At 73.3% G+C, this 21,309-nt stretch carries 18 protein-coding genes; 11 read left to right on the top strand and 7 right to left on the bottom strand.

Translation table 11 applies throughout. From position 1 onward, the window contains the following. Positions 1-22: 22 nt before the first annotated feature. Both OHA72_RS34695 and OHA72_RS34690 read left to right on the top strand, forming a co-directional pair. The gene (locus tag OHA72_RS34695) at positions 23-1,852 is read left to right on the top strand and encodes an AMP-dependent synthetase/ligase (protein WP_327000267.1); all 1,830 of its coding nucleotides are present in this window, start codon (positions 23-25) and stop codon (positions 1,850-1,852) included. A gap of 158 nt (positions 1,853-2,010) precedes the next feature. Next, positions 2,011-2,262 carry a hypothetical protein gene (locus OHA72_RS34690; protein ID WP_327000266.1) on the top strand — a complete coding sequence of 84 codons (252 nt, stop codon included), beginning with the start codon at positions 2,011-2,013 and terminating at the stop codon, positions 2,260-2,262. A 54-nt stretch (positions 2,263-2,316) separates the two neighbouring features. Here the strand turns inward: OHA72_RS34690 and OHA72_RS34685 are convergent, their stop codons facing one another. Then, positions 2,317-3,276 (bottom strand): hypothetical protein, encoded by a 960-nt coding sequence (locus OHA72_RS34685; RefSeq protein WP_327000265.1) that lies wholly within the window; start codon positions 3,274-3,276, stop codon positions 2,317-2,319. Positions 3,277-3,387: 111 nt separating this feature from the next. On the opposite strand from OHA72_RS34685, the gene OHA72_RS34680 reads away from it, so the two are divergent. Beyond that, positions 3,388-4,062, top strand: a complete 675-nt coding sequence (locus OHA72_RS34680; protein WP_327000264.1) for a DUF6518 family protein — start codon at positions 3,388-3,390, stop codon at positions 4,060-4,062. A 12-nt stretch (positions 4,063-4,074) separates the two neighbouring features. Here OHA72_RS34680 and OHA72_RS34675 read toward each other — a convergent pair whose 3' ends face one another. Both OHA72_RS34675 and OHA72_RS34670 read right to left on the bottom strand, forming a co-directional pair. Continuing rightward, positions 4,075-4,629, bottom strand: coding sequence for an SUKH-4 family immunity protein (locus tag OHA72_RS34675; RefSeq protein ID WP_327000263.1), 555 nt, complete (start codon positions 4,627-4,629; stop codon positions 4,075-4,077). Between the two features lie 27 nt (positions 4,630-4,656). Beyond that, positions 4,657-5,109: a winged helix DNA-binding protein gene (locus OHA72_RS34670; protein ID WP_327000262.1), complete on the bottom strand. Its 453-nt coding sequence runs from the start codon at positions 5,107-5,109 to the stop codon at positions 4,657-4,659. Positions 5,110-5,315: 206 nt separating this feature from the next. On the opposite strand from OHA72_RS34670, the gene OHA72_RS34665 reads away from it, so the two are divergent. From OHA72_RS34665 to OHA72_RS34655, 3 genes are all read left to right on the top strand, one after another. Continuing rightward, on the top strand, positions 5,316-6,029 hold the full coding sequence (locus OHA72_RS34665) for a tyrosine-protein phosphatase (protein ID WP_327000261.1): 714 nt from the start codon (positions 5,316-5,318) through the stop codon (positions 6,027-6,029). 137 nt (positions 6,030-6,166) lie between these two features. Continuing rightward, on the top strand, positions 6,167-9,922 hold the full coding sequence (locus OHA72_RS34660) for a tetratricopeptide repeat protein (protein WP_327000260.1): 3,756 nt from the start codon (positions 6,167-6,169) through the stop codon (positions 9,920-9,922). 63 nt (positions 9,923-9,985) lie between these two features. Beyond that, a complete protein-coding gene (locus tag OHA72_RS34655) occupies positions 9,986-10,282 on the top strand; it encodes a hypothetical protein (protein WP_327000259.1) in 297 nt (98 codons plus the stop codon). On the opposite strand, the gene OHA72_RS34650 is transcribed toward OHA72_RS34655, so the two are convergent. Further along, positions 10,186-10,878, bottom strand: coding sequence for a tyrosine-protein phosphatase (locus OHA72_RS34650; protein WP_327000258.1), 693 nt, complete (start codon positions 10,876-10,878; stop codon positions 10,186-10,188). The two genes, OHA72_RS34655 and OHA72_RS34650, sit on opposite strands and share 97 nt — an antisense overlap. A 33-nt stretch (positions 10,879-10,911) precedes the next feature. On the opposite strand from OHA72_RS34650, the gene OHA72_RS34645 reads away from it, so the two are divergent. Beyond that, positions 10,912-11,700, top strand: coding sequence for a phosphotransferase (locus tag OHA72_RS34645; RefSeq protein WP_327000257.1), 789 nt, complete (start codon positions 10,912-10,914; stop codon positions 11,698-11,700). Between the two features lie 43 nt (positions 11,701-11,743). After that, complete coding sequence (locus tag OHA72_RS34640) at positions 11,744-12,547, top strand: SDR family oxidoreductase (protein WP_327000256.1); 804 nt, start codon at positions 11,744-11,746, stop codon at positions 12,545-12,547. A gap of 25 nt (positions 12,548-12,572) precedes the next feature. Here the strand turns inward: OHA72_RS34640 and OHA72_RS34635 are convergent, their stop codons facing one another. The 3 genes from OHA72_RS34635 to OHA72_RS34625 all read right to left on the bottom strand — a co-directional run bounded on the left by OHA72_RS34635 (position 12,573) and on the right by OHA72_RS34625 (position 18,358). Then, positions 12,573-16,001, bottom strand: a complete 3,429-nt coding sequence (locus OHA72_RS34635) for a hypothetical protein (RefSeq protein WP_327000255.1) — start codon at positions 15,999-16,001, stop codon at positions 12,573-12,575. Next, positions 15,998-16,783: a hypothetical protein gene (locus OHA72_RS34630; protein ID WP_327000254.1), complete on the bottom strand. Its 786-nt coding sequence runs from the start codon at positions 16,781-16,783 to the stop codon at positions 15,998-16,000. Before OHA72_RS34630 ends, OHA72_RS34635 begins: the two co-directional genes overlap by 4 nt. 834 nt (positions 16,784-17,617) lie before the next feature. Then, the gene (locus OHA72_RS34625) at positions 17,618-18,358 is read right to left on the bottom strand and encodes an amidohydrolase family protein (RefSeq protein WP_327000253.1); all 741 of its coding nucleotides are present in this window, start codon (positions 18,356-18,358) and stop codon (positions 17,618-17,620) included. Positions 18,359-18,527: 169 nt separating this feature from the next. Here OHA72_RS34625 and OHA72_RS34620 point away from each other — a divergent pair, with 169 nt between their 5' ends. From OHA72_RS34620 to OHA72_RS34610, 3 genes are read left to right on the top strand one after another with little or no spacing between them, the layout of a single operon-like run. Then, positions 18,528-19,310, top strand: a complete 783-nt coding sequence (locus tag OHA72_RS34620) for a hypothetical protein (RefSeq protein ID WP_327000252.1) — start codon at positions 18,528-18,530, stop codon at positions 19,308-19,310. After that, positions 19,307-20,848, top strand: coding sequence for a phenylacetate--CoA ligase family protein (locus OHA72_RS34615; RefSeq protein ID WP_327000251.1), 1,542 nt, complete (start codon positions 19,307-19,309; stop codon positions 20,846-20,848). The genes OHA72_RS34620 and OHA72_RS34615 overlap by 4 nt, the downstream gene beginning before the upstream one ends. Further along, entirely contained in the window at positions 20,845-21,297 is a 453-nt protein-coding gene (locus OHA72_RS34610; RefSeq protein ID WP_327000250.1) for a DUF4188 domain-containing protein, read from the top strand. Before OHA72_RS34615 ends, OHA72_RS34610 begins: the two co-directional genes overlap by 4 nt. The last annotated feature ends 12 nt before the right edge of the window (positions 21,298-21,309 follow it).

Below are 21,309 nucleotides of genomic sequence, written 5' to 3'. Positions count from 1 at the left end.
TCCGCCGAGGAGGCCGTTTCCCGTGACCGCCGATGTGGACCTCGCGAAGCGCTGCGCGCAGATCGCCGCCACCACGAGCATCCCCGCACTGCTGCACCGCAACGCCGTCGACGACCCCGACCGGGCGGCGCTGAGCACCTTCGGCGTCGACGGCGCCGTCACCTGGCGGCAGCTGCGCGACCGGGTCGCCGCCATGGCCCGGGGACTGGCCGCACTGGGTCTCGGCCCCGGCGACCGCATGATCATGATGATGCCCAGCCGGGTCGAGCACTGGGTGACCGACCTGGCCGCCGTGCACCTGGGCGCGATCCCGTGCACGGCGTACGCGACGCTGAGCACGACCCAGCTGCGCTACGTCGCCCAGCACAGCGCCGCGAAGGTGCTGGTGCTGGCCGGGCGGGCGGAGCTGGAGCGGTGGCGGGGCGCGCTGGGCGACCTGCCCGACCTGCGCCACGTGATCGTGGCCGATGAGGACGCGGTCGAGCCCGGCATGACCTCGCTGGCCACCGCCGCCGCCGACGGCGCCGCGCTGCACGCCGCCGACCCCGACGCGTTCGAGACGGCCTGGCGGCAGGTGCGCACCGACCAGCCCGTGACACTGCTGTACACCTCGGGCACCACCGGCGATCCCAAGGGCGTCCTGCTCACCCACCGCAACGTGGTCTACCAGTGCGCCGTGCTGGAGGCGACCGTGGCGGTGCCCGACCACCCGCGCACCCTGGCCTACCTGCCGCTGGCGCACATCGCCGAGCGGGTGCTGGGCATCTACAACCTCGTCTACCGCACCGGCCACGCCACGATCGTCGCCGACCCGAAGCATCTGGTGGCGGCGCTGCGCGCGGTGCGGCCGCACTCGTTCTTCGGCGTGCCCCGCGTGTGGGAGAAGATGGCCGCCGGCGTCCAGGCCCAGCTGGCCGGCGCCGAGCCCGCCGTGCGCGCGGCGTTCGAGGCCGCGAGCGCACTGGCCCGCGACAGCTTCCAGGCCCGCGCCGACGGCAAGCCCTGCACCGACGAACAGGCGGCCCGATTGTCCGAAGTGGACGCTGCGGTACTGCGCCCGATGCGCGCGATGCTCGGCCTGGACGAGATGCGATGGGCGGGCAGCGGCGCGGCGCCGATCCCCGTCGACGTGCTGCTGTTCCTGGCCGGCCTCGGCGTCGACGTCCTCGAGGTCTGGGGCATGACCGAGACCACCGGCACCGCGACCATCAACACCCCGGCGACGTTCCGGCCCGGCTCGGTCGGGCGCACCAACGCGGGCATGGAGCTGCGGCTGCTCGACGACGGCGAGATCCAGGTGCGCGGGCCGCTGGTGTGCCTGGGCTACCTGCGCGCCGACGGCGGCACCGAACCGGTCGTGGACGCCGACGGCTGGCTGTCCACCGGCGACGTGGGCGTGCTGGACGGGGACGGCTTCCTCACCATCACCGACCGCAAGAAGGAACTCATCATCACCTCCAGCGGCAAGAACATCTCGCCGGCGCAGATCGAGAACCTCCTGCGGGTCAGCCCACTGATCGGGCAGGCGGTGACGATCGGGGACCGGCGGCCGTACATCACCGCGCTGATCGTCCTCGACGAGGAGATCGCGCCGATCTGGGCGGCCGCGCAGGGCCTGCCGGAGCGGTCCCTGCCGGCCCTCGCACAGGCCCCTGCGGTCCAGGCCGCGATCGCCTCGGTGGTCGACACCGTCAACGAGCGGCTGTCCCGCCCCGAGCAGATCAAGACGTTCCGCATCATGCCCGACGCCTGGACGCCCGAGACGGGAGAGCTGACGCCGTCGCTCAAGCTGCGCCGGCGCGTCATCGTCGAGAAGCACGCATCGCTCATCGACGACATGTACCCGGCCTGAACCACCCCGCCTGAGCTACACGGCGGGCGCGGGCGAGAACGGGCGGACGCCGACCCGCTCCGCCTCACCGATGACGTCCCACAGGATCCGGGGTGCCCAGGCACCCTGGACCGTCCTCACCGTCTTGCGGTGGCCGCCGCGGTAGGACACCGTGCGCCATGCCGACCGTCGTGCGGTCCACCACGAACGAGTCCTTCTGCCCCGCGAAGCCACCCGAACGATCCAGCACGATCCTGGTCGCCGAGCCGAACGGCACCGGCGTGGCGGCCGCGGGTGTGGCGGGTGTGACCGCTGCGAAACCACAGACCGCAAGCAGTGTCACGATGCCGTTGCGTGCGATGTTGCGTCCCATGACGTCCCCCGTGTCCGGCGTCGCCGTCGACGCCTCCTCACCCAAGGACACCACGTGATCACGCTGCGATATGCCAGATGTGCCGGAAATCGACCGGACGTTGCGCCCTGGACTACTGCTCGGGGACCGGGATCGTCACGCACATGTCGGGAAGTCCCGCCGCCGGCCACGCCACCAGCAGGTCCAGGACGCCGCCGCCGGGGCGGCGCACGACGAACTCCATTGTGGAGCGGAACGTGCGGCCACCACCGCTGGACGAGCCGCCCTGCGACGGGACCCAGATGGCGTCGCGGTCCTGCACCACCGCGACGGACGCGCCGGATCCGTGCATGCGCAGCTGCCCGGGGTCGGCGGCGCCGGCATCCTGCGCCCGGTCCCCCTTGGCGACGCTGACGATCTCCATCGACAGGGCCGCCCCGATCGCGGTGAGCCGCGTGAGCACGACCGCGGCGTCCACGCCGCGGCTCAGCAGCTGCGGCCCGGCGACCAGCCGCCCGGCCTCGACGGCCAGCTCCTCGAACGGGAAACCGCCGATGCGTTGATGCAGCGGGCCCGGTGCGGGCCGGGCGTGCAGCGGCGCGTCCCAGATCGAGACGGTGCCGCGCTCGACCGTCGCCCGGTCCGGCAGCGCCAGCTCGACGACGGTCTCCGGGAACCCGATCTCCGGCCACGCCAGCACCAGCGACGCCTGGTCGAACAGCGGCGGGAGGTGCAGCACGGCCTGCAGGCTCGGGCCGTGGGCGCCTTCGTAGTGGTCACCGCTGCTCGACGACCACGACGACGCGAACTCCCAATGCGCCCGCCCGCCCCGATCGAGCCACCCGACCCGCAGGTCGACGCCCTCGTCGAACGCGGGCAGCAGCCGGCGCGGCGCCGCCGGCAGCGTGCCGCGCCTCGCGCGGATGTCCGCCTGCCGCTCGGAGGCGCTGCGCCGGTCCAGCGGGCGGCGCGCGACCAGTTCGAGCTCCAACCCGACGGGCCGGGCCACCGCGCGCACGATGCCGACGCTCAGCTCGGGATGCTCGACCACCAGGCCGCCACGATGCGCCGGCACGCCCAGCGTCTCATCCATGACCATCGTCCCGGGCTTCCTCGATACACAGCTCGACGATCCCCATGGTAGGCCTCCTCATCCCGGGCGACGGGTCTGCGCGACGGCCGGATCGCCTGGATGATGGCTGCCATGCTGGAACTCGATCGTGGACTGCCGCCGCGTGGCGTCCGGCTCGGCTGGGCGGCCGCGGCCGGCGTCGGGCTCGGCGCCGGGCTCGGTGCCGCCTCGTTCTGCGCCGACCGGATCGACGGGATGCCGCGGCTCCTGCTGCAGTTCGTCGCCAGCACCGGCTTCGCGTGGGGATGCGCCGCGTTCATCGCCGCGTTCCCGGCCCGCACGCGCGCCGGCGCCGTCACCGCCGCCGTCGCGGTCCTGTGCACGGCGACCGTCTGCTACTACGCGCTCAACGTCCGCGGCGACGCGCTCGTGCCGGTGCTGCTGGCGCTGGCGTACTGGCTGCTGCCGTCGGTCGCCGGGGGTGCCGCGCTCGGCGTCCTGGCGCACATGGTCCGCACCGACCGACCGCCGTCCGCCGCGGTCGCCGCCGGCCTGGCGTGCGGCCTGCTGGCCGGCGCCGGGGCCGACATCGTCATCGCCCTGCTCGCCGCCGGGGACCACGGGCCCGCCCGCCTCGCCGACGGCATCCTGCAGGTCGTCGCCAGCGTCGCTGTCACCACCTGGCTGTTCGGCCGGCGCCGCGGCCCGCAACCGTGGCTGCGCTTCGCCGCCACCGCCGTCGCGGCGTGCGCGGCCAGCACCCTGGCCTGGAGCGCGGTGGAGTCCGTACAGGTGATCGGCTTCTGAGCGCCGCCGGGGTCAGTAGAGCCAGCGGCCGAGGACCGCGGGCCAGAACTGGGTCTCATGGCTGCCGTCACCGATGGCGGCCGCGTCGACGGCGCCGATCCGGTCGAGCAGGTCGTCGATCTCCGCGAGGGTCTGCTCCTCGGCCTCCTCGTCCTCGTCCCACCGGCCGATGACGGCCGAGTGCCTGAACCAGCTGCCGACCAGGTGCAGCGAGCACAGCCAGTGGTTGACCGTGGAGTTCACGAAGCGGGTGCCCGGTTCGCCCGGCGGCCGCTCCCGCACCTCGCCGGTCTCCGGCACGGCACCGTAGTCCCAGACGACGCGGTGCCGCTCGTCCTGGTCGTCGTAGTAGGCCAGCCGGTACATCGCCGGCGTCGCGCCGAATGCGACGCCATGGACGAGGTCTGCGATCAAGGGCACGCCGCTGGCGATCAGCGCGGCCTTCTGGGGCTCGGGCAGCCGCCATCCCGCCACGTCCAGCCCGGTCGCGCGCCGGACTCGTCCGACGCCGGCCCAGGCCTCGAACTCCTGGAACGCGGGAGGGGTCGGAAGACGCTCGCCGGTCACGCCGCCGAGGGTAGCGTGCGCCGCCGGCTACGCGCCGAGCAGTGACGCCGCCCGCGCGTCGACCGCCAGGAGCACGGTGACGGCCGCGTCGAGCGTCGCGGGATCGATGCCGGCCGAGGCGGCGTCGGTGCGCTTGCGGGCATGGGCGTACAGCCTCGCGTAGAACGCGGATCCCGAGTCGGTCAACGCCACGGCGGGCGCCGGCTCCCCGGGAACGTCGGTGATCAGGCCGGCGGTGGCGGTGCGCCCGAGCAGGTCGACGGCGTCCGGACGGGCAAGTTCCATGCGCCGGTCCAGCTCGACGATCACCTCCTCGACGGGCATCGGCGAGGTCTGCTGCGCAAGGAGTGTCAGCAGCATCCAGCCCGGAAAGTCGGCGTCGAGGTCCGCGAGGGCACGCCGGTGCAGCTTGCCCAGCGTTCTCGCCGCCCCGCCGAGGGCGAGCCCGAAGCTGGGGCGGGGCGTGGCAGGTTCGGTCATGGCAGCCTCCGGTACGAGAGATCGAGTTCGTTGGCCGGACCAACGATCTGTCACCACGCTACACCCGATTGATGGTCGCGCCAACGATTTTGCCTTGGCTGAAGGCGTCGGACGAGACGCTCGACGAGACCGAGGTCCGGCGCCACCTGCCGAACCCCCGGATCGGTGGCTCCTCGGTGCGGCCGGGACCTCGTACGCTGGGACCGGTGGAGACCGAGCGCCATCTCGACTGGGCCGGCTGCGTCAACGCGCGCGACCTCGGTGGCCTGCCGACCGGCGACGGCCGGACCACCCGCTGGGGCGCCGTCGTGCGCGCCGACAACCTCGACCGGCTCACCCCGCAGGGCTGGGCGGCGCTGGCCGCGCACGGCGTGCGGACCGTCGTGGACCTGCGCGAGGACGACGAACGCTCGACCACGGTCACCCGGCCCGCCGGCATCGCCGTGGTCCACGTGCCGCTGGACGACAACGCGGACGCCGGGTTCTGGTCGAGCCTGGTCGACGAGGACGTCGACGACGCGACGCCGCTGTACTACCGGCCGTTCATCGAGCGCAAGGCGGAGCGGTGCGTCGCGGCGGTCACCGCGGTCGCGCGGGCGCAGCCGGGTGGCGTGGTCGTGCACTGCGGCCTCGGGCGTGACCGCACGGGGCTGGTGTCGCTGCTGCTGCTCGCCCTCGCCGGCGCGACCCGCGACGCGATCGTCGCCGACTACACGCTCAGCGGCGAACGCCTGCGACAGCGTTTCACCCGGGCCGCCGACACCGACCCGATCGCCGCCCGCCTGGCGTTGCAAGGCCTCACGATCGCCGAGGCGCTGCACGCCGTGCTCAACGGCCTGGACGTCGCGACGCACCTGCGCGCATCCGGCCTCACGGCCGGGGACCTGCACGCGGTGCGCGCCCGGCTCATCGCAGCCTGACGCAGGCGCCGACCCAGGCGTCGACCCGGTTGCCGACGGCAAGGGCACGGCGGGCAAGGTCGCCGAGCGCGCCGAGCGGCCCCATGCCGCCGGTCATCGATGTCCCGCCGGATCCGATCTGTCCGTCAGGACAGGACATGACGTCGCGAGGAGTGCCGCTGGACGTGACGTTCGTCGTGTCCGGTGACGTGGTGCGACTGACCGGCGCGGGCGTGGACGTGTCGGCGGCGCACGGTGGTGTACGGCCGGGCCTGCGCAACGCGTTGCACGACGTGCGGCTGGAACGGACCCGCCGCAGTTCGATGGTGTCGCGACCGCGGGACGGGCAGACGGCGGTCAGGGACCTCGCACTCGACGTCGACGAGCTCCCCGGACTGGTGTCGTTGCGACGCGTCGGGGAGCTGCTCGCCGAGTCATTCCTGCCCGCCCCGGTGGCGCGGGCGCTGGGCGACCTGCTCCGGCGCGCGGTCCACGACCACGTGGCGTTGCGGGTGGGCGTGGAGGCGCCTGGCTTGGCCGCCCTGCCGTGGGAGGCGCTGCCCGACCCGCTGTCGGGCCGCCCGCTCGCGTTACATCCGCAGGTCGTGGTGTACCGGCGCAGCACCGCAACGGCACCGGCCCTGCTGGCGGGCCCGCTGCGGATCGTTGTGGCCATCGCGTCACCGGACGCCGGCGGCGCCCTGCTGGACTACGAGCACGAGCTACGGGCGGTGCTGTCGGCGGTACGCCAGGCGCGGCGAAGTCAGGCACGCGTGGACGTGGTGCCGTTCGCCTCGACGGCCGCGATCCGAGCCGCGCTGGACGTGCCCGGCGGCATCCACGTGCTGCACATCTCCGCGCACGGCAAACCCGGGGCACTGGTCCTGGAGCATCCCGACGGCCGGGCCCGGGAGGTGACCGCGGAACAGCTGGTGACGGAGGCGATTCCGCCGGGCCGCATGCCGCCGGTGATCTCCCTAGCGGCCTGCTACACCGACGCCGACGGCGAGGCGCAGGGCTCCTCGTTCGCCGCGCAACTGGCCGGGCGCGGCGCGTGCGCGGTGATCGGCACCCAGACCAGTGTGACCGACCGGTACGCGACGCTGTTCTTCGCCAGGGTGTACGCGGAACTGGCGGAGAGCACCGACCCGGACGTGGTGCGCGCGGTGGCCGACGCGCGGCGCCTCGTCCAGCAGGACCTGGTGACCGGCACCGACCGGTCGGCGCAGCTGCTCGCGGGCATGGACGAGTGGGGCGTCGTCACGCTGCTGGCCAACGCACCGCAGGTGCCCGTCATCGACCATCGGCAGCCGCGGGTGTCGGCGCCCGCGGAACGCACGGCGGCGTGGGGCCGGGTGTCCGCCCGCCCCGTCGGGCAGTTCGTCGGCCGCCGTCCCTTGCAACGCACCCTGCCGGCACTGCTCAGCGGCGACGAGTACGCGGGCCTGGTCCTGCACGGCATCGGCGGCATCGGCAAGACCACCCTGGCCGCCGAGGTGCTCCGCCGCACCCTCGCCGCCGACCCGTCCTGGCGGGTCGCCGCGCTGTTCGGCCCGGTGACCGTCGATTCGGTCCTCGCGGCGGTGGCTTCGACGGCGCGACTGGAACTGCTGGTCCGCGACACGGTGGCCGGGCCACAGACGGCGGCGGTGCAGGTCGCCGGCCGGGTCGACGTGCCGTGGGCGGACCGCCTCGCGCTCCTGCACGACCACGTCCTGGACGAGGTGCCGATCCTGCTGGTCCTGGACAACTTCGAGGACAACCTCGCACCTGACGGCCGCACCGTCGCCGACGACGGTCTCGCCGGGCTGCTTGCCACGTGGGCCCTGGCACCGGCCCGCAGCCGCCTGCTGATCACATCCCGCCACCCGGTCGCCCTGCCGCAGCTGGCGGCCGTACCGGTCGGGCCGTTGTCCGCGGCGGAGGCGGGGAAGCTGCTGTGGTCGCTACCGCACGTCGACCGTCACGCAGGCTCCGACGCCGCGGCCGAACAGGTGTGGCGGGTCGTGGGCGGGCATCCCAGGTCGCTGGAGTACCTCGACGCGCTCCTCGGCCAGGGGCAGGGCCGCTTCGACGACATCACCGACCGGCTCACGGCCGCGGTGACCACCCGTCTGGGCACGGACGCGGCGACGTGGCTGGCGCAGGACCGGACCCTGGACGCCGCCCTGGCCGACACGGTTACCCTGGCCGCCGACGACGTGCTGCTCACCGACCACCTCACCCGCCTCGTCGCCATCCCAGGCGCGGTCGATCTACTGACGGCAATCAGCGTCTACCGTGAGCCCGTCCCGGCCGTCGCCCTTACCTTCCACACCGGCGCCCGCCGGACCTCCGACGACATCAGGACCGACAGCGGGCCGCCAGATCCGCCGTACACCGAACCGGCTGGTCTTGCCGATCTGCTGCACGTGCTGGCCGCGAGCAGCCTGATCCATCACGACCCGGGCCACGAGCCTGGTCTCGGCGTGGTGTTCATGCACCGTTGGACCGCCACTGAGCTTCACAGCCAGTGGCAACGCACCCTCGCACTCGACCCGGGCAAGGACCCGCTGCTGCGCGCCCACCGAACCGCCGCCGCGTACTGGCAATGGCGGGTCGAAGCGTGGCCGCAAGACCGGGCAGCGGATCTGCACGACGGGTTGGAGGCCCGCTATCACCTGCTGGCCGCCGGCGATCTGGATGCCGCCACCATCGTCACCGGAAACATCTGCGTCCAGTTGGAGGCGACCGGCGCCTGGGACCGGGCCACTGGGCTCATCTACGACACCCTGCGCTGGCTACCAACTGGCTCGACGCGCTATCCCGCCTACATCTACACCCTTGGCATCCTCGCCCAGAACCGCGGCGACTACCCCGAAGCCGAACGCCACTACCACCAGGCGCTCACCACCTTCGAGCAACTCGACGAGCAGCTCAACATCGCCAAGACCTACCACCAACTCGGCAATGTCGCCTACCTACGCAGCGCCTATTCCGAGGCCGACCGCCGGTATCAGCAGGCCCTCACCACCTTGGAGCAACTCGACGACCAGGCAGGTGTCGCCAGCACCTACCACCAACTCGGCATGCTCGCCCAAGGGCGCGGCAACTACCCCGAGGCCGAACGCCACTATCAGCGGGCCCTCACCACCTTCCAACAACTCGGCGAGCAAGCCGGTGTCGCCAGCACCTACTACCAGCTCGGCGTCCTCGCCCAAAACCGCGGCAACTACCCCGAGGCCGAACACCACTACCACCAGGCGCTCACCACCTTCGAACAACTCGGCGAGCAGGCCAGTGTCGCCAGCACTCACCACCAACTCGGCAACGCCGCCTACCTGCGGGGCGCCTACTCCGATGCCGAACGCCACTACCAACAGGCCCTCGCCACCTCCGAGCAAATCGGCGACCAGGTCGGTGTCGCCAGCACCTACCACCAACTCGGCATGCTCGCCCAAAACCGCGGCGACCACCCTGAGGCCGAACGCCGCTACCAGCGCGCCCGCACCACCTTCGAACAGATCGGCGACCAGGTCGGTGTCGCCAGCACCTACCACCAACTCGGCATGCTCGCCCAAAACCGCGGCGACCGCTCCGAGGCCGAACTCTGCTACCAGCAGGCCCTGACCACCTTCGAGCAAATCGGCAACCAAGCCAACTTGGCCAGTACGATCAGCCAACTCGCCCTTCTACGAACAGAAAACGCCCGACCCGTCGAAGCCGTCCAACTGCACATCCGGGCGGCCTCCATCCGGCTCGCCATCGGCACGCCCCAAGCCGTCATCGACCTCAGCAAGCTCGCCGAACTCCGTGCCGCCCTCGGCACCACCGCATTCGCCGATGCCGCCACCCAGGTCCTCGACAACGAGAACTACACCAACCTCATCGCGCTTCTCGACGCTCCCACCCCTGGGTCACCGCAGATCCCGTAGCGGTGGACCAACGCCACAGCTCGATGCTGAACGGCCGGCATCGGACTCTGCCAGGATGGGGTCGTGTCTGCAGAGATCCGTGCGCTGGCGGCCGTCGATCCCGGGCCGATCGCGGAGGCGTTCGCCGCGGTCGGGTGGCCGGGCAAGAGCGTCGAGCAGCACGATCGCCATCTCGACGAGCAGGCCGGCGGCGCGCGGGCGGTGCTCGTCGCGACCGTCGGCGGCCGGTTCGCCGGCTACCTGACCGTGTGCTGGGCGAGCGGTTACGCGCCGTTCCGCGAGGCGGGCATCGCCGAGATCGTGGACCTGGCCCGGAGGGTGGACAGCTGGGACGGGGACAGGCCGTGGGCGAGCAGGTAGGCCCCGGCGCCGCCCCAGCGGGTGTCGAGGAGGGTGAGCACGGCCTGGATCGACTCCGGCTCGCACTCGCCCGGGGACTCCCAGCAGATCGACGAGAAGGTGTAGTCCTCGACGATGACGTCGTCGGCGACGCCGGCGATGCGCAGCAGCAGGGCTGCGAGCATGCCGGTGCGGTCCTGGCCGGCCTGGCAGTGCACGAGGACCGCGCCGGGTGGGGCGTCGGCGACGGCGGCGACCGCGGCGGTGATCCGGGTGGCGTCGCCGGCGATGCGGCAGCGGTACAGCTCGTCGATCCCGGCCAGGTCCGACAGCTGGTCGGCGGGGTCGTCGTCCGGGTCGGTGAACGGGACCAGGCGGTACATCGGGTCGGCGGCGAGCACGTTCGGCCGCAGCTGTGCCTCGTCGGCGCTGCGCAGGTCGATGATGCGGGTGACGCCGTGGGCGCGCAGCGCGGCGATGCCGTCGGCGGTGAGCGCGTGCGGGGAGTCCGCGCGGACCACGGCGCCGTGGCGCACCTCGCCGCCGTCCATTGTGGGCAGTCCGCCGAGGTCGCGGGCGTTGCGCAGGCCGGGCCACGCCAGCGGGGTGAGCGTCATGCGTCAAGGGTAGAGCTGGATACGCTGCACGGTATGGACGGACGTGGGACGGCTCGCGAGCGTGCCGTGCGGGCGCTGGCGGCACACGTGCCCGGGCCGGCCGGCACCGTCAGGGAGCTGGGGCACGGCCTGGACAACACCGCCTTCCTCGCCGGCGACCTGGTGCTGCGGGTCGCCGAGGACGGGCACAGCGTGCTGCGGGAGGCCCGCCTGCTGACGGTGGTGGCGCAGAAGGTCTCCGTGCCGGTGCCGGTCGTCCGCTTCGCCGCGGAGGACACCGGCGTGCTGGCGTATCCGCTGTTGCCCGGCCGGCCGCTGCTGGGCCGCCCGGCACCCGCCGGTCTCGCCCACCGGCTGGGACGGTTCCTGAGCGAACTGCACGCCGTCGACGTGGCGGCGGCCGGCGGTCTCGTGCCGGTCGAGGACGCCGAACCGGGCGAATGGCTGGAGGACCTCGACGGACCCGCCGATCTGCTGCGTATCCTGCATGGCACCGTGCCGCCCCCGGCCGCGCGGAAGGTCCTCGCCCACGCCGACCTCGGCGCCGAACACATCCTCGAACACGACGGCGAGGTCACGGGGGTGATCGACTGGTCCGACGCGGCCGTCACCGACCCTGCGCTGGACTTCGCCCGGCTGTACCGCGACTTCGGCCCGGATGTCCTCGCGCAGACGTTGCGGGCGTACGGCGGCCCGCCCGACGACGACCTCGGCCGGCGGATCGTGTTCTTCGCCCGCTGCGCCGCGCTGGAGGACCTGGCCTACGGGGACGAGTACACCCGCGCCGCCGAGCGCAGCCTCGGCTGGCTGTTCCCGTCGTGACCGCAGCAAACAGGTCGCCGGGGACGCCCGGTATGGTGCAGCAATGGATCGCACCGCGCTGGTGACCGGGGCCTCGTCCGGGATCGGGAAGGCGACCGCCGCCGCGCTGGTCGGGCGGGGTTACCGGGTCGTGGGCACCAGCCGCCGGCCGGAGACCCTCACCGGCGCGCAGCGGCCGGACGGGGTCGAGTTCCTGCCGCTCGACCTGAGCGACGACGCGTCGATCGAGGCGCTCGCGGCCGCCGCCGGCCGGGTCGACGTGCTGGTCAACAACGCCGGGGAGAGCCAGTCGGGGCCGTTCGAGGAGCTGCCTGCCGACGCGCTGCGCCGGCTGTTCCAGGTCAACGTGCTCGGGCCGGTCCGGCTCACCCAGCTGCTCCTGCCCGGCATGCGGGAGCGCCGCCAGGGCAGGGTGGTCATGGTCGGGTCGATGCTGGCGTCGTTCCCGCTCGCGTACCGCTCGTCGTACGTCGCGTCGAAGGCGGCCCTGAAGGGGTTCAGCGACGGCGCCCGGCACGAGTACTCCCCGTTCGGCGTGTGGCTCACGACCGTCGAACCAGGATCGATCAACACCGGGATCAGTGAGCGCCGCACGAAGTACGTCTCGGAGGACTCGCCGCACCGCGCGGACTTCGAGCGGATGCTGGCCGCCCTCGACCGCAACGAGCGGTCCGGCGTGCCGGCCGAGCGGGTCGCCGCGACCATCGTCAAGGCGATCGAGGCGTCCCGGCCGAAGGCGCACTACGCGGTCGGCAGCAACGCGCCGCTGGTGTTCCCGCTGCGCCGGCTCATGCCGTCGGGGCTGGTGGCCAAGGCCACGCACCGCCGCCACGACCTGCGCCGCTGACCGGCGACCGCCGGTGGGCGGCGGGTCAGTGCGGCGCCTCGATCCACTGGCCGCCGGCGTCGTTGACCACCGGGAACTCGGGCAGGTGCGCGGCCAGGAACTTCGTCAGGGTGCGCTGCCCGGCCCACCCGGACGCGTACAGCCCGGGCAGCTCGTCGGCGAGGATCTGCCCCATCATCGCCAGCGGCTGCCGCCTGCGGCCGTCCAGCGCCCGGTGCACGACGCCGCGCACCGTGTCGATGTCCTCCACGAGCAGCGGCACCGCTTCGCCGTCACCGGCCGACGTGACCGCGAACAGGTCCGTGACGCGGGTCCGCAGGAACTCGTGGTAGATCGGCACCGCGGTCATCACGTGGGTGCGGTCGCGGGAGTAGCAGAGGTATTCGCGGTCGATCAGCTCGCCGAGCGCCTCCTCGCCGCCGGACCGGACCGCGTCGGACACCTTCAGCTGCTGCCCGGTCTCGGTCATCACGGCGAACCGCGCCAGGATCCGCCGCTCGTCGGCGCCGAACAGGTCGCGCCGGCGCCGTTCGGCCGGGTCGAGGTCCGTGCCGTCGTCCAGGACCGCGTTCAGGTGCGGGTCCTCGACCACCAGCATCCGCAGGTACCGGCGCAGCGCGTCCGTGTCGACGAGGCGTGAGCCGGCCCGGTCGTCGTAGACGTGCCCTTCGAGGGTGTCGCGGAGCCGGGCCCAGAAGTACGGGCGCAGCCCGATGCGGGGCACGATCTCGGCGCCGAACTGCTGTGGGGTCACCCCGGCCCGGCGCAGCCACTCGACCCTGGGACCCGCGGCGCGGTCGGCGAGCGGGCCGAGGAAGTAGGTGGCCCCGTCGGCCCAGGCGAGGTCGGCCGGGACCTCGATCGACTGCCACGTCTTGAACTCGTGCACCGAGCGGTGGAAGCGCTGCACGGTGCCGATGAGGACCAGGTTCTGCCAGTGCGCGTTGCCGAGCCGGCCGGCGGCCCGCCGCCCGTCGCTGCCCTGCTCGGGCAGCAGCAGGACGTCGAGCTCGTCGAGGACGACGGCGACCGGCGCACCGCCGTCGAGGGCGTCGTCGAGGTCCAGCAGGGCGTCGACGAAGTCGTCGGTCTCATCCAGGGTCACGCCGAGCCGGCGCCGCACCTGCCGGGCCAGCGCCCGGCAGACCGCGCGGTTCCACGCGGCGAAGTCGCGCACCGACGACGGGGTGTTGGACAGGTCGATCCACAGGTGCCCGCGCAGCCGCGGGTCCTGCGCCGCCTGGTAGGCCAGCGTCGACTTCCCGGCCCTCCGGGTGCCGAAGACGAGGTTGCCGGCGCGCGGCCCGGACCCGCCGACGGCGCGACGCAGCCGCGCCAGCTGCTCCTCGCGCCCGCGGAACAGGTCCGCCGGCAGCGCCGGCAGGGTCACGTTGGTGCCCTCGGCGAGCGGTGCCCGCGGCACGTCCAGCGGCACGGCCCGGTCGCCGACCTCCACAGTGGACTCCGGCGGCACGGGCAGCGGACCGGCGCAGTAGCCCGCGGCGCCGCTCTGTTCGACCGCGAACGGCGGCAGCCGCAGCGCGTCGCCCGCGACCCGCACGTCCAGGCCGTGCCGCGGGGACAGGTTGACCAGCAGCACCCGTGCCGACTCGCGGTCGTCGACCCGGACCACCAGCAGGTGCTCGGCGGACGTCCCGTGCTCGACCTCGGCGGCGACCCGTTCACGCACCGCCGCGGCCAGCTCCGGCGCCAGCTGCAGGGTGTGGTCCAGGGCCTGCACCATCCGTGCGCTGTGCGCCGGGTCGTACTGCAGCGGGCCCAGCGCCTCCGCCAGCGCGTCCAGCAGTGCCGCCGTGGCGCCGGCCACCGCCGGCCGGTACAGGTTGAGGAACCGGGTCGTGAGCGGCTGGAGCTGGACCTGGATGTCCGGGGTGCCCTGCACCGGGACCTGTCTGGGCCGCAGGATGACCAGGAGGTCGACGACGGCGGCGGCGGTGAGGTGGATGCCGCGCGCGGGGGCGAGCGCGGGTTCGGCGAACCACCACAGCCATGGCGCGCGCCGCGTGAGCCGGTCCCAGACGGCCGGGTCCGGTGCGGCGGTCGTCAGGGTCAGCTGTCGTCCCTGCGGCAGCCTGCGCCGGGTGAGGAACTCGGTGACGTACCGGACGATGCGCTGCCGGGCCCACGGCTGGAGCTCGCTGGAGGACTGGTTCACCGCGGCCAGGTAGGCCGTCAGGGCGTCCGCGAACGTGTCGGGGTCGCTGCCGGCCTCGCTGCGGCACCGCTGCGCCAGCTCCCGCTCGATCACCAGCAGCGTCACCACCTGGGCGCCGAAGGTGCGCTCCTCGATGTCTTCGACGCCGACCCGGGTCGCGGCCTCGGCGAGCCCGGCACGGACCGAGACGTCCGACCGGAAGCGCAGCAGCGACCCGAACACCTGGTCGAGGGCGTCCCGGTCGACCGGCTGCCGGCGACGGCCGAGCCACCCCACGGCGCGCTGCCGGGTCGCCGCCGCCGCGTCCAATGTGGAGCGCAGCTCGGTCTCCGGGACGCCGAAGCTGACCGCCTGCCCCGCAAGGCCCGCCGTGATCGCCGACAGCTTCGCCAGCCCGCCGGTCAGGTCGAGGTCGGGGCCGGGCTCGTAGACGAGCGTGTGCCCGTCGCCGCGCAGCATGATGCCGGACACGGGGACACCGGCGCCGCGGGTTGCCTCGCCGGGATCCAGCACGACGTGCCAGCCGCGTTCGGCGCCGCTGTGAGCGACGAACGCACCCGGCACCGGCTCCCAGCCGTGCCCTCCCGCCTTCTGCACTGCCAGCACCGGCCCGCCGTCGCCGGGGTCGGGCCGTTCCCAGGCGACGTCCACATCGGACAGCAGCACGCCGAGCGGCAGCACCTCGCCGCCGTCGGCCCGGCGGCACCTGGCGCCGGTGAACCGCGCGGCGGTGGTGTCGAGGACCACGACGTCGCCGCCCGCTCCGCGCCGGTCCCAGACGAACGCGTGCCCGTCGTCCACCAGCACCGACGAGATGGGCGCCGGCTGCCCGAGGTACCGGTAGAGGGGCGCCCCGTCGACGAACCGGACGACCGCGAGGGGCTGGTCGTGCAGGAGCTGCCGGACGACGGCCCGCGCCGTAGGTGCCACCGCGGTGAGCAGCGCCAGGATCGGCAGCATCGCCCGGACCCCGCCGGCTGCGGGCGCCGGGTCCGCGGTCACGTAGTCGACGCGCTGCACACCGTCGGCGGTGTCGACGGCCCAGTCCGCCGCACGGCCGTCCGACAGCCCTTGCAGCAGCGCCGCGACGTCCTCGCGCGACACCGTCTCCGTCGCGGTCAGCAGCGCCCGCAGCCGCGGGTGGCCGGCGTCCACAATGGTCAGCCGGCCGCCGGAGTGGTCCATCGCCAGTGCCGACACCAGGTGCGGCATGACGTTGCGCGGGAGTTTCCGGCAGTGGTGCCCGCCGGGCATGATGAGCGCGAGGACGACCGTCACGACGCCGTCCCGCGCTGCCGGTCGCGGCGCGCGGTGGCGAGCTCGGCCGGCGACACCTCGCGCGGGCGCGGCACCGGAAACGTGTTCTCCCGCAGCCGTCCGCTGCCGGGCAGGTGCTGGCTCAGCTTCGGCGACGCCCGCCACGGCGTGCAGACCGTCACCCGCTGCAGCGCGCCGACCAGGTGCAGGATCAGCGGCGCGTCGGCGTCGCTGGAGGCCAGCACGAACCGGGCGAGCGGGTTGTCGGCCGCCTGCTTGACGACCTTCGCCGTCATCAGGTTGTCGTCGCTGCTGTCCCCGGTCCGCTTCGCCTTGTCGCGCAGCTCCTTCGACAGGAAGAACCGCTGCCCCGCGGTGGCGGCGCCGACGGTGGCGTCGATCCGCTCGCGGGACCGGCCGATCAGCCACACGTCGTCGTCGGCCACGTCGTAGTCGCCGCGCAGCCGGCCGAGCCACGCCGCCATGTGCTGCTGGAGGAACGCGTCGACGCCGCGCGGATACCGGCCGGGGTGCACCTCGGCGTGCCGCTGGAACGGGATGCGCAGGTTCTCGGTGTCCACCACGAGGACGGTGCGGGTGAGCATCTGCCGGATCAGCGGCGCCGGGCGCGACGGGTCGCCGAAGTCGTGCGGCAGGCCGAACGCGGCCGGCTCCCGGCCCCGGGCGAGCTCCTGCGCGAGGTAGTCCAGCGGGTCGCCGCCGCGGGCCCGCACCTCCGGCCGGGCGGTGAGCCACGGCAGCAGGCTGGCCTCCAGCAGGACGGGCAGCCGCCGCTCGCGCATCTCCGCGATCGCCGGCTCCGTCCACCCGCCGTGCTCGCGGGCGGCGGCCGGCCTCGGCCAGCAGCCACGGCCACCCGCCGCAGGCCGCGGCGACGGCCGGCACGGCTGCCGGCGGTACCAGCTGCGCAACGAGAAGGCGCTCGCTGTCGGCGCGGTCGAGCATCGGGAACCGTTCGGCGCCGAGCGAGCGGGTCACCAGCGCGGACAGCCGCTCGAACGTCGGCCGCTGCACCGCGCGGGCGAAATACTCCAGGTCGGTGACGTCCGGCAGCGACGTGAGCAGGACCAGCCCGAGGCACGACGCCCCGTCGCGGCCGGTGGCCTGGCCGAGGCAGAACCTGGTCACCTCGTCCAGCACCTCGTAGCAGGCGTCCGGCACGTGGCCGCCACGGCCGTCGACGGCGGCGTCCCAGTCGTCGACGACCAGCACCCTGCCGCGTTCCAGGCCGTCGAGGTGATCCTCCAGGGCGCCCACCGGGTCGGCGTCGCCGGACGCGTCCACGCCCAGCACCCGGAACAGGTCGGCCCACGCGTCGGCGGCGGTGCGCGCCCGCGCCACCCGGCGCACGTCCCAGACGACGACGTCGCCGCCGGACGCCTCGGCCAGGGACCGGAACCAGGTCGTCTTGCCGGACCTGCGCGGGCCGACGACCGCGACGTGCACGTAGCGACCCCGCCCGGTCAGCGCGGTCCACCAGGCGGCGGCGCGGCCGTTGCCCGCGCCCTGGATGTCGGCCGGCTCGCTCAACACGCCGCTGCTCCCCCTCGCTGCAGGATCTTCAAAGCTGCCCCCATCATGGCGCAACGCCGCGACCGGCGGCCCGGGCGACCGGTTCAGGCCGGCCAGACGCGGCGGCCGGCGACCCAGGTCTGCGTGACGCGGGTCGACGGCGTGAACGGGTCGCCGTCGCAGATCGCCAGGTCGGCGGGGTGCCCAGCGACGAGGCCACCGGGGGCGCCGAGCGACGCGGCGGCGGTCACCGTCAGCGCGCGGACGGCCTCCACCGGGGTGAGCGCCTGCGCGGGCTGGATGGTGCGATGCACGGCGAGGCGGAGGTTGCCCAGCGGGTCCAGCGGCCCGGCCGGGTAGTCGGAGGCCAGGGTCAGCGGCACGCCCGCGTCGAGCAGCTGCCGGCCGCCGAGCACGGTCAGGAACCGGTCGGTGCCGCCGTCGACGATCTGCGGGCCGAACGAGGTGAGGAACCCCGGCTGGAACGTGGCCCACGCGCCGCTCGCGGCGACCAGGTCGACGGCGGCCGGGTCGAGCAGCACCAGGTGGTCGATGACGGCCGCGCCCGCACCGGCGCCCGCGGCGCGCAGGGCCGTGGCGGCCTGCCGGACCGCGAGGTTGCCCAGGGCGTGCAACCGCGGCCGGATGCCGGCCTCGAGGTAACGGGCGAGCAGGGCGGTGAGCTCGGCGTCGGAGTAGCGCAGGTACTCCAGGTGCAGCTGCCGCCCGTGTACGGCGCTGCGCCGGCGCAGTGCGTCCCGCAGCGGGCCAGGGTGGCGGGCGGCGACGCTCTCGCGGACGGCCTGGAAGGTGAGGCGGCCCAGCGCCCGGGCCGGCAGGCACACGGCGCACCGGTCGCCGCCGTCGAGGAACAGTTTCGCCTCGCGGTCGCTCGCCCCGTACGCGCCGCCGGGTGCGGCGTCCGGGCCGTCGGCGGGGCAGCAGGCCCGCGCCGGCGCCGACTGCCCAGGACAGCCGCGGCGACGCGGCGGCCGCGAGGCGCAGCATCCGCTCGTGGTGCTGCGGCGCGACGTACGCCTCGTGGGCGTGGGTGATGCCCAGCGACAGGCACCGGTCCAGGGCGAGGCGGGTCAGCTGCTCGGGGTCGCCGGGCGCGTCGGCGAGGGCGCGGGCGAGCGCCTCACCGTACGCCTGCTCCCAGATCTCGCCGGTGGGCCGGCCGCGCCGGTCGCGGCTGACGTCGCCGGCCTGTGCCCGCAGGGTGGTGAGGCCGAGGGTGCGCATCGCCTCGGTGGAGACGGCGCCGCGGTGCACGTCGACGCCGCTGACCAGTATCTGACGGCCCGGGGCGACCGCGTCGAGCTCGGCGGCGGTCGGCAGGCGGCGCTGCGGCCACCGGAACGGCCGGGCGTTCCAGCACAGCAGCCAGGGCGCCTGCGGGGCGGCCGCGGCCGCGGCGCCGATCGCGGCGAGCGCCTCCCGCAGGTCGGTCCAGGCCGTGCCGTCCACGCCGAGCGTCTGCCACCCGACAACACTGGCGTGCAGGTGCGTGTCGACGAACCCGGGCAGGATGTGGCAACCTGCGAGGTCGATCATGGTGGTCGCCGGCGGTGCCGGCGTGTCCTGCCCACCGGTGGCGGTGATGCTGTCGCCGGTGACCAGCAGCCAGCCAGGCTGCGGGGTGCAGGTCGGGCCGGCCCAGATCGTCGCTCCGGTCATGAGTGTCCCGGCCATGTGAGAACAATACTTACCCGGATGCGAGTAGGACGGCTCAGGCGCTCGGATCGCCGCGAACCGAGGATGGTACCGGTCGAGGAGAAAGGGAGCCGGTCGTGACGTTCGTGCGCCAATGGGTGCTTCGGGTCAGCAGCTTCGGTTTGACCTGGTTGTACGCGATCTACCGGGTCCATCCGGCGGTGTGGCGGCTGATGGCCCGCAACTACCGGCCGTGGATGGCCCGGTTCGCCCGGTTGCACGCGTGGATGACGTGCCAGTTCGCCGCGATCGACGTGCCCGCCTACGGTGACTTCCTGCGCCGCAACGGCTGGCAGTTCCGCTGGTTCGACCTGACCGCCTACCCGCCGACCGGCAAGCTGACCTACGTGAAGGCGTACTCGCAGGAGCAGCGCTGCTGGCACGGCCGGTTCGAGATCGCCGGCAGCGTCGTGGACGAGTCGTCGGGCTCCTCGGGCCAGCCGTACAACTGGGTCCGCAGCCGCCGCGAGCTCAACACGGTGCACAAGAACCTCGCCGGGTACACGACCCTGGTGTTCCCGTCGAAGCGGCGGTTCGTCATCAACGCCTACTCGATGGGCGCGTGGGCGACCGGCACCAACACCGGCATCGCCATGGCCCGCGTCGCGATGGTGAAGAACACCGGCCCCGACCTGGACAAGATCATCGACACGCTGCGGCACTTCGGGCCCGGCTTCGACTACGTCATCACCGCGTACCCGCCGTTCCTGAAGCACCTGCTGGACAAGATGGACGCGATCGGCTTCGACTGGGCGCCGTACAAGCTGTCGGCGCTGGTCGGCGGCGAGGGCATGACCGAGGCGCTGCGGGACTACCTGGAGCAGCGGTTCACGAAGGTCCGCTCCGGCTACGGCGCCAGCGACCTCACCATCGGTATGGGCGGCGAGACCGACCTCAGCGTGTGGCTGCGCCGCCGGCTGCGCACCGACCAGCGGCTGCGGGCCGCGCTGCTCGGCCCGGACGAGCACCGGCTGCCGATGGTCTTCCAGTACAACCCCCTCGAGACGTACCTGGAGACCACCGCCGACAACGAGATCCTGTGCACCATCAACACCACCGCCGTGCTGAACCCGAAGGTGCGCTACAACATCGGCGACGAGGGCAAGCTGATGTCCTACGACGAGCTGGCCGCGATCCTGAAGACCGACCCGGCCGCGTGGGCGCAGGCGCGGCAGGCGTTCGCGGTGGACCGGATGCGGCTGCCGCTGCTGTTCCTGTACGGCCGCAAGGACAGCACGATCTCCTACATGGGCGCCAACATCTACCCGCAGGACGTCGAGAACGGGCTGTACCAGGACAACCCCCTGGCACACCAGATCGAGAGCTTCTGCCTGACCCTGGAGGAGCACACCGACCTGGAGAGCCGCCCGGTCGTCCACGTCCAGCTGCGCGACGGCGTCGAACTGTCCGAGGCCGAACTGGAGCGGCTCGCCGACGTCTGCCGCCGCGGCCTGGTGCGCTACCTCGCCGAGGTGAGCCGCGACTTCGCCGAGTCCCTCGCCGAGGACCCGACCGCCGCCGACCTGCGCATCCGCGTCCACGGACACGGGACGGGCCCGTTCACCGGCACCTCCGGCAAGATCAAGAACGTCTATCTGGCGAGGAGCACCGCCGCATGAGGACCACCGACTTCTCGAAGGTGCCGCCCGTCGGCCAGGCAACGGCCATGTTCGTCGGCGCCACCCGGTACCGGGGACCGCACTCCATCTTCATCCTCACCTTCACGTGGTTCAAAATGGTGCGCCAGATGAAGCGGCTGCCCGGGTACTGCTGGCACACCGTCTACTGGCAGTGGCCGTTCACGCTCGGCACCATCGCATTCTTCCGGGACCGCGACGCGCTGCTGAAGTTCGCCCGGACCAAGCACCACCGCGACCTCATGTGCTGGATCACCGACAACGGCACCCGCAACGCCAGCGGCGGCTACATCCGGCTCTACAACGCCGAGGAGAGCGGCTACACCAACGGCGTCTGGCGGGCCGAGGGCAACACCATGTCCCATATCGAGACGTACACACCGCTGTCGGGCGAGACCGACGGCCCGAGCGTGCACCGGCGGCCCGCTTGAGCATCCACGTCT

This window comes from Dactylosporangium sp. NBC_01737, assembly GCF_035963215.1.
Classification (GTDB): Bacteria; Actinomycetota; Actinomycetes; order Mycobacteriales; family Micromonosporaceae; genus Dactylosporangium.
This window is presented reverse-complemented; position numbering and strand designations above follow the sequence as displayed.

What these genes read in the sequence shown, in the direction of transcription:
- OHA72_RS34630 (WP_327000254.1), bottom strand. Translation starts at nt 16,783, where the DNA reads ATGCGCGAGCGGCGGCTGCCCGTCCTGCTGGAGGCCAGCCTGCTGCCG.
- OHA72_RS34660 (WP_327000260.1), top strand. Translation starts at nt 6,167, where the DNA reads ATGACGTCGCGAGGAGTGCCGCTGGACGTGACGTTCGTCGTGTCCGGT.
- OHA72_RS34690 (WP_327000266.1), top strand. Translation starts at nt 2,011, where the DNA reads ATGCCGACCGTCGTGCGGTCCACCACGAACGAGTCCTTCTGCCCCGCG.
- OHA72_RS34670 (WP_327000262.1), bottom strand. Translation starts at nt 5,109, where the DNA reads ATGACCGAACCTGCCACGCCCCGCCCCAGCTTCGGGCTCGCCCTCGGC.
- OHA72_RS34610 (WP_327000250.1), top strand. Translation starts at nt 20,845, where the DNA reads ATGAGGACCACCGACTTCTCGAAGGTGCCGCCCGTCGGCCAGGCAACG.
- OHA72_RS34645 (WP_327000257.1), top strand. Translation starts at nt 10,912, where the DNA reads ATGGACGGACGTGGGACGGCTCGCGAGCGTGCCGTGCGGGCGCTGGCG.
- OHA72_RS34680 (WP_327000264.1), top strand. Translation starts at nt 3,388, where the DNA reads ATGCTGGAACTCGATCGTGGACTGCCGCCGCGTGGCGTCCGGCTCGGC.
- OHA72_RS34640 (WP_327000256.1), top strand. Translation starts at nt 11,744, where the DNA reads ATGGATCGCACCGCGCTGGTGACCGGGGCCTCGTCCGGGATCGGGAAG.
- OHA72_RS34685 (WP_327000265.1), bottom strand. Translation starts at nt 3,276, where the DNA reads ATGGATGAGACGCTGGGCGTGCCGGCGCATCGTGGCGGCCTGGTGGTC.
- OHA72_RS34650 (WP_327000258.1), bottom strand. Translation starts at nt 10,878, where the DNA reads ATGACGCTCACCCCGCTGGCGTGGCCCGGCCTGCGCAACGCCCGCGAC.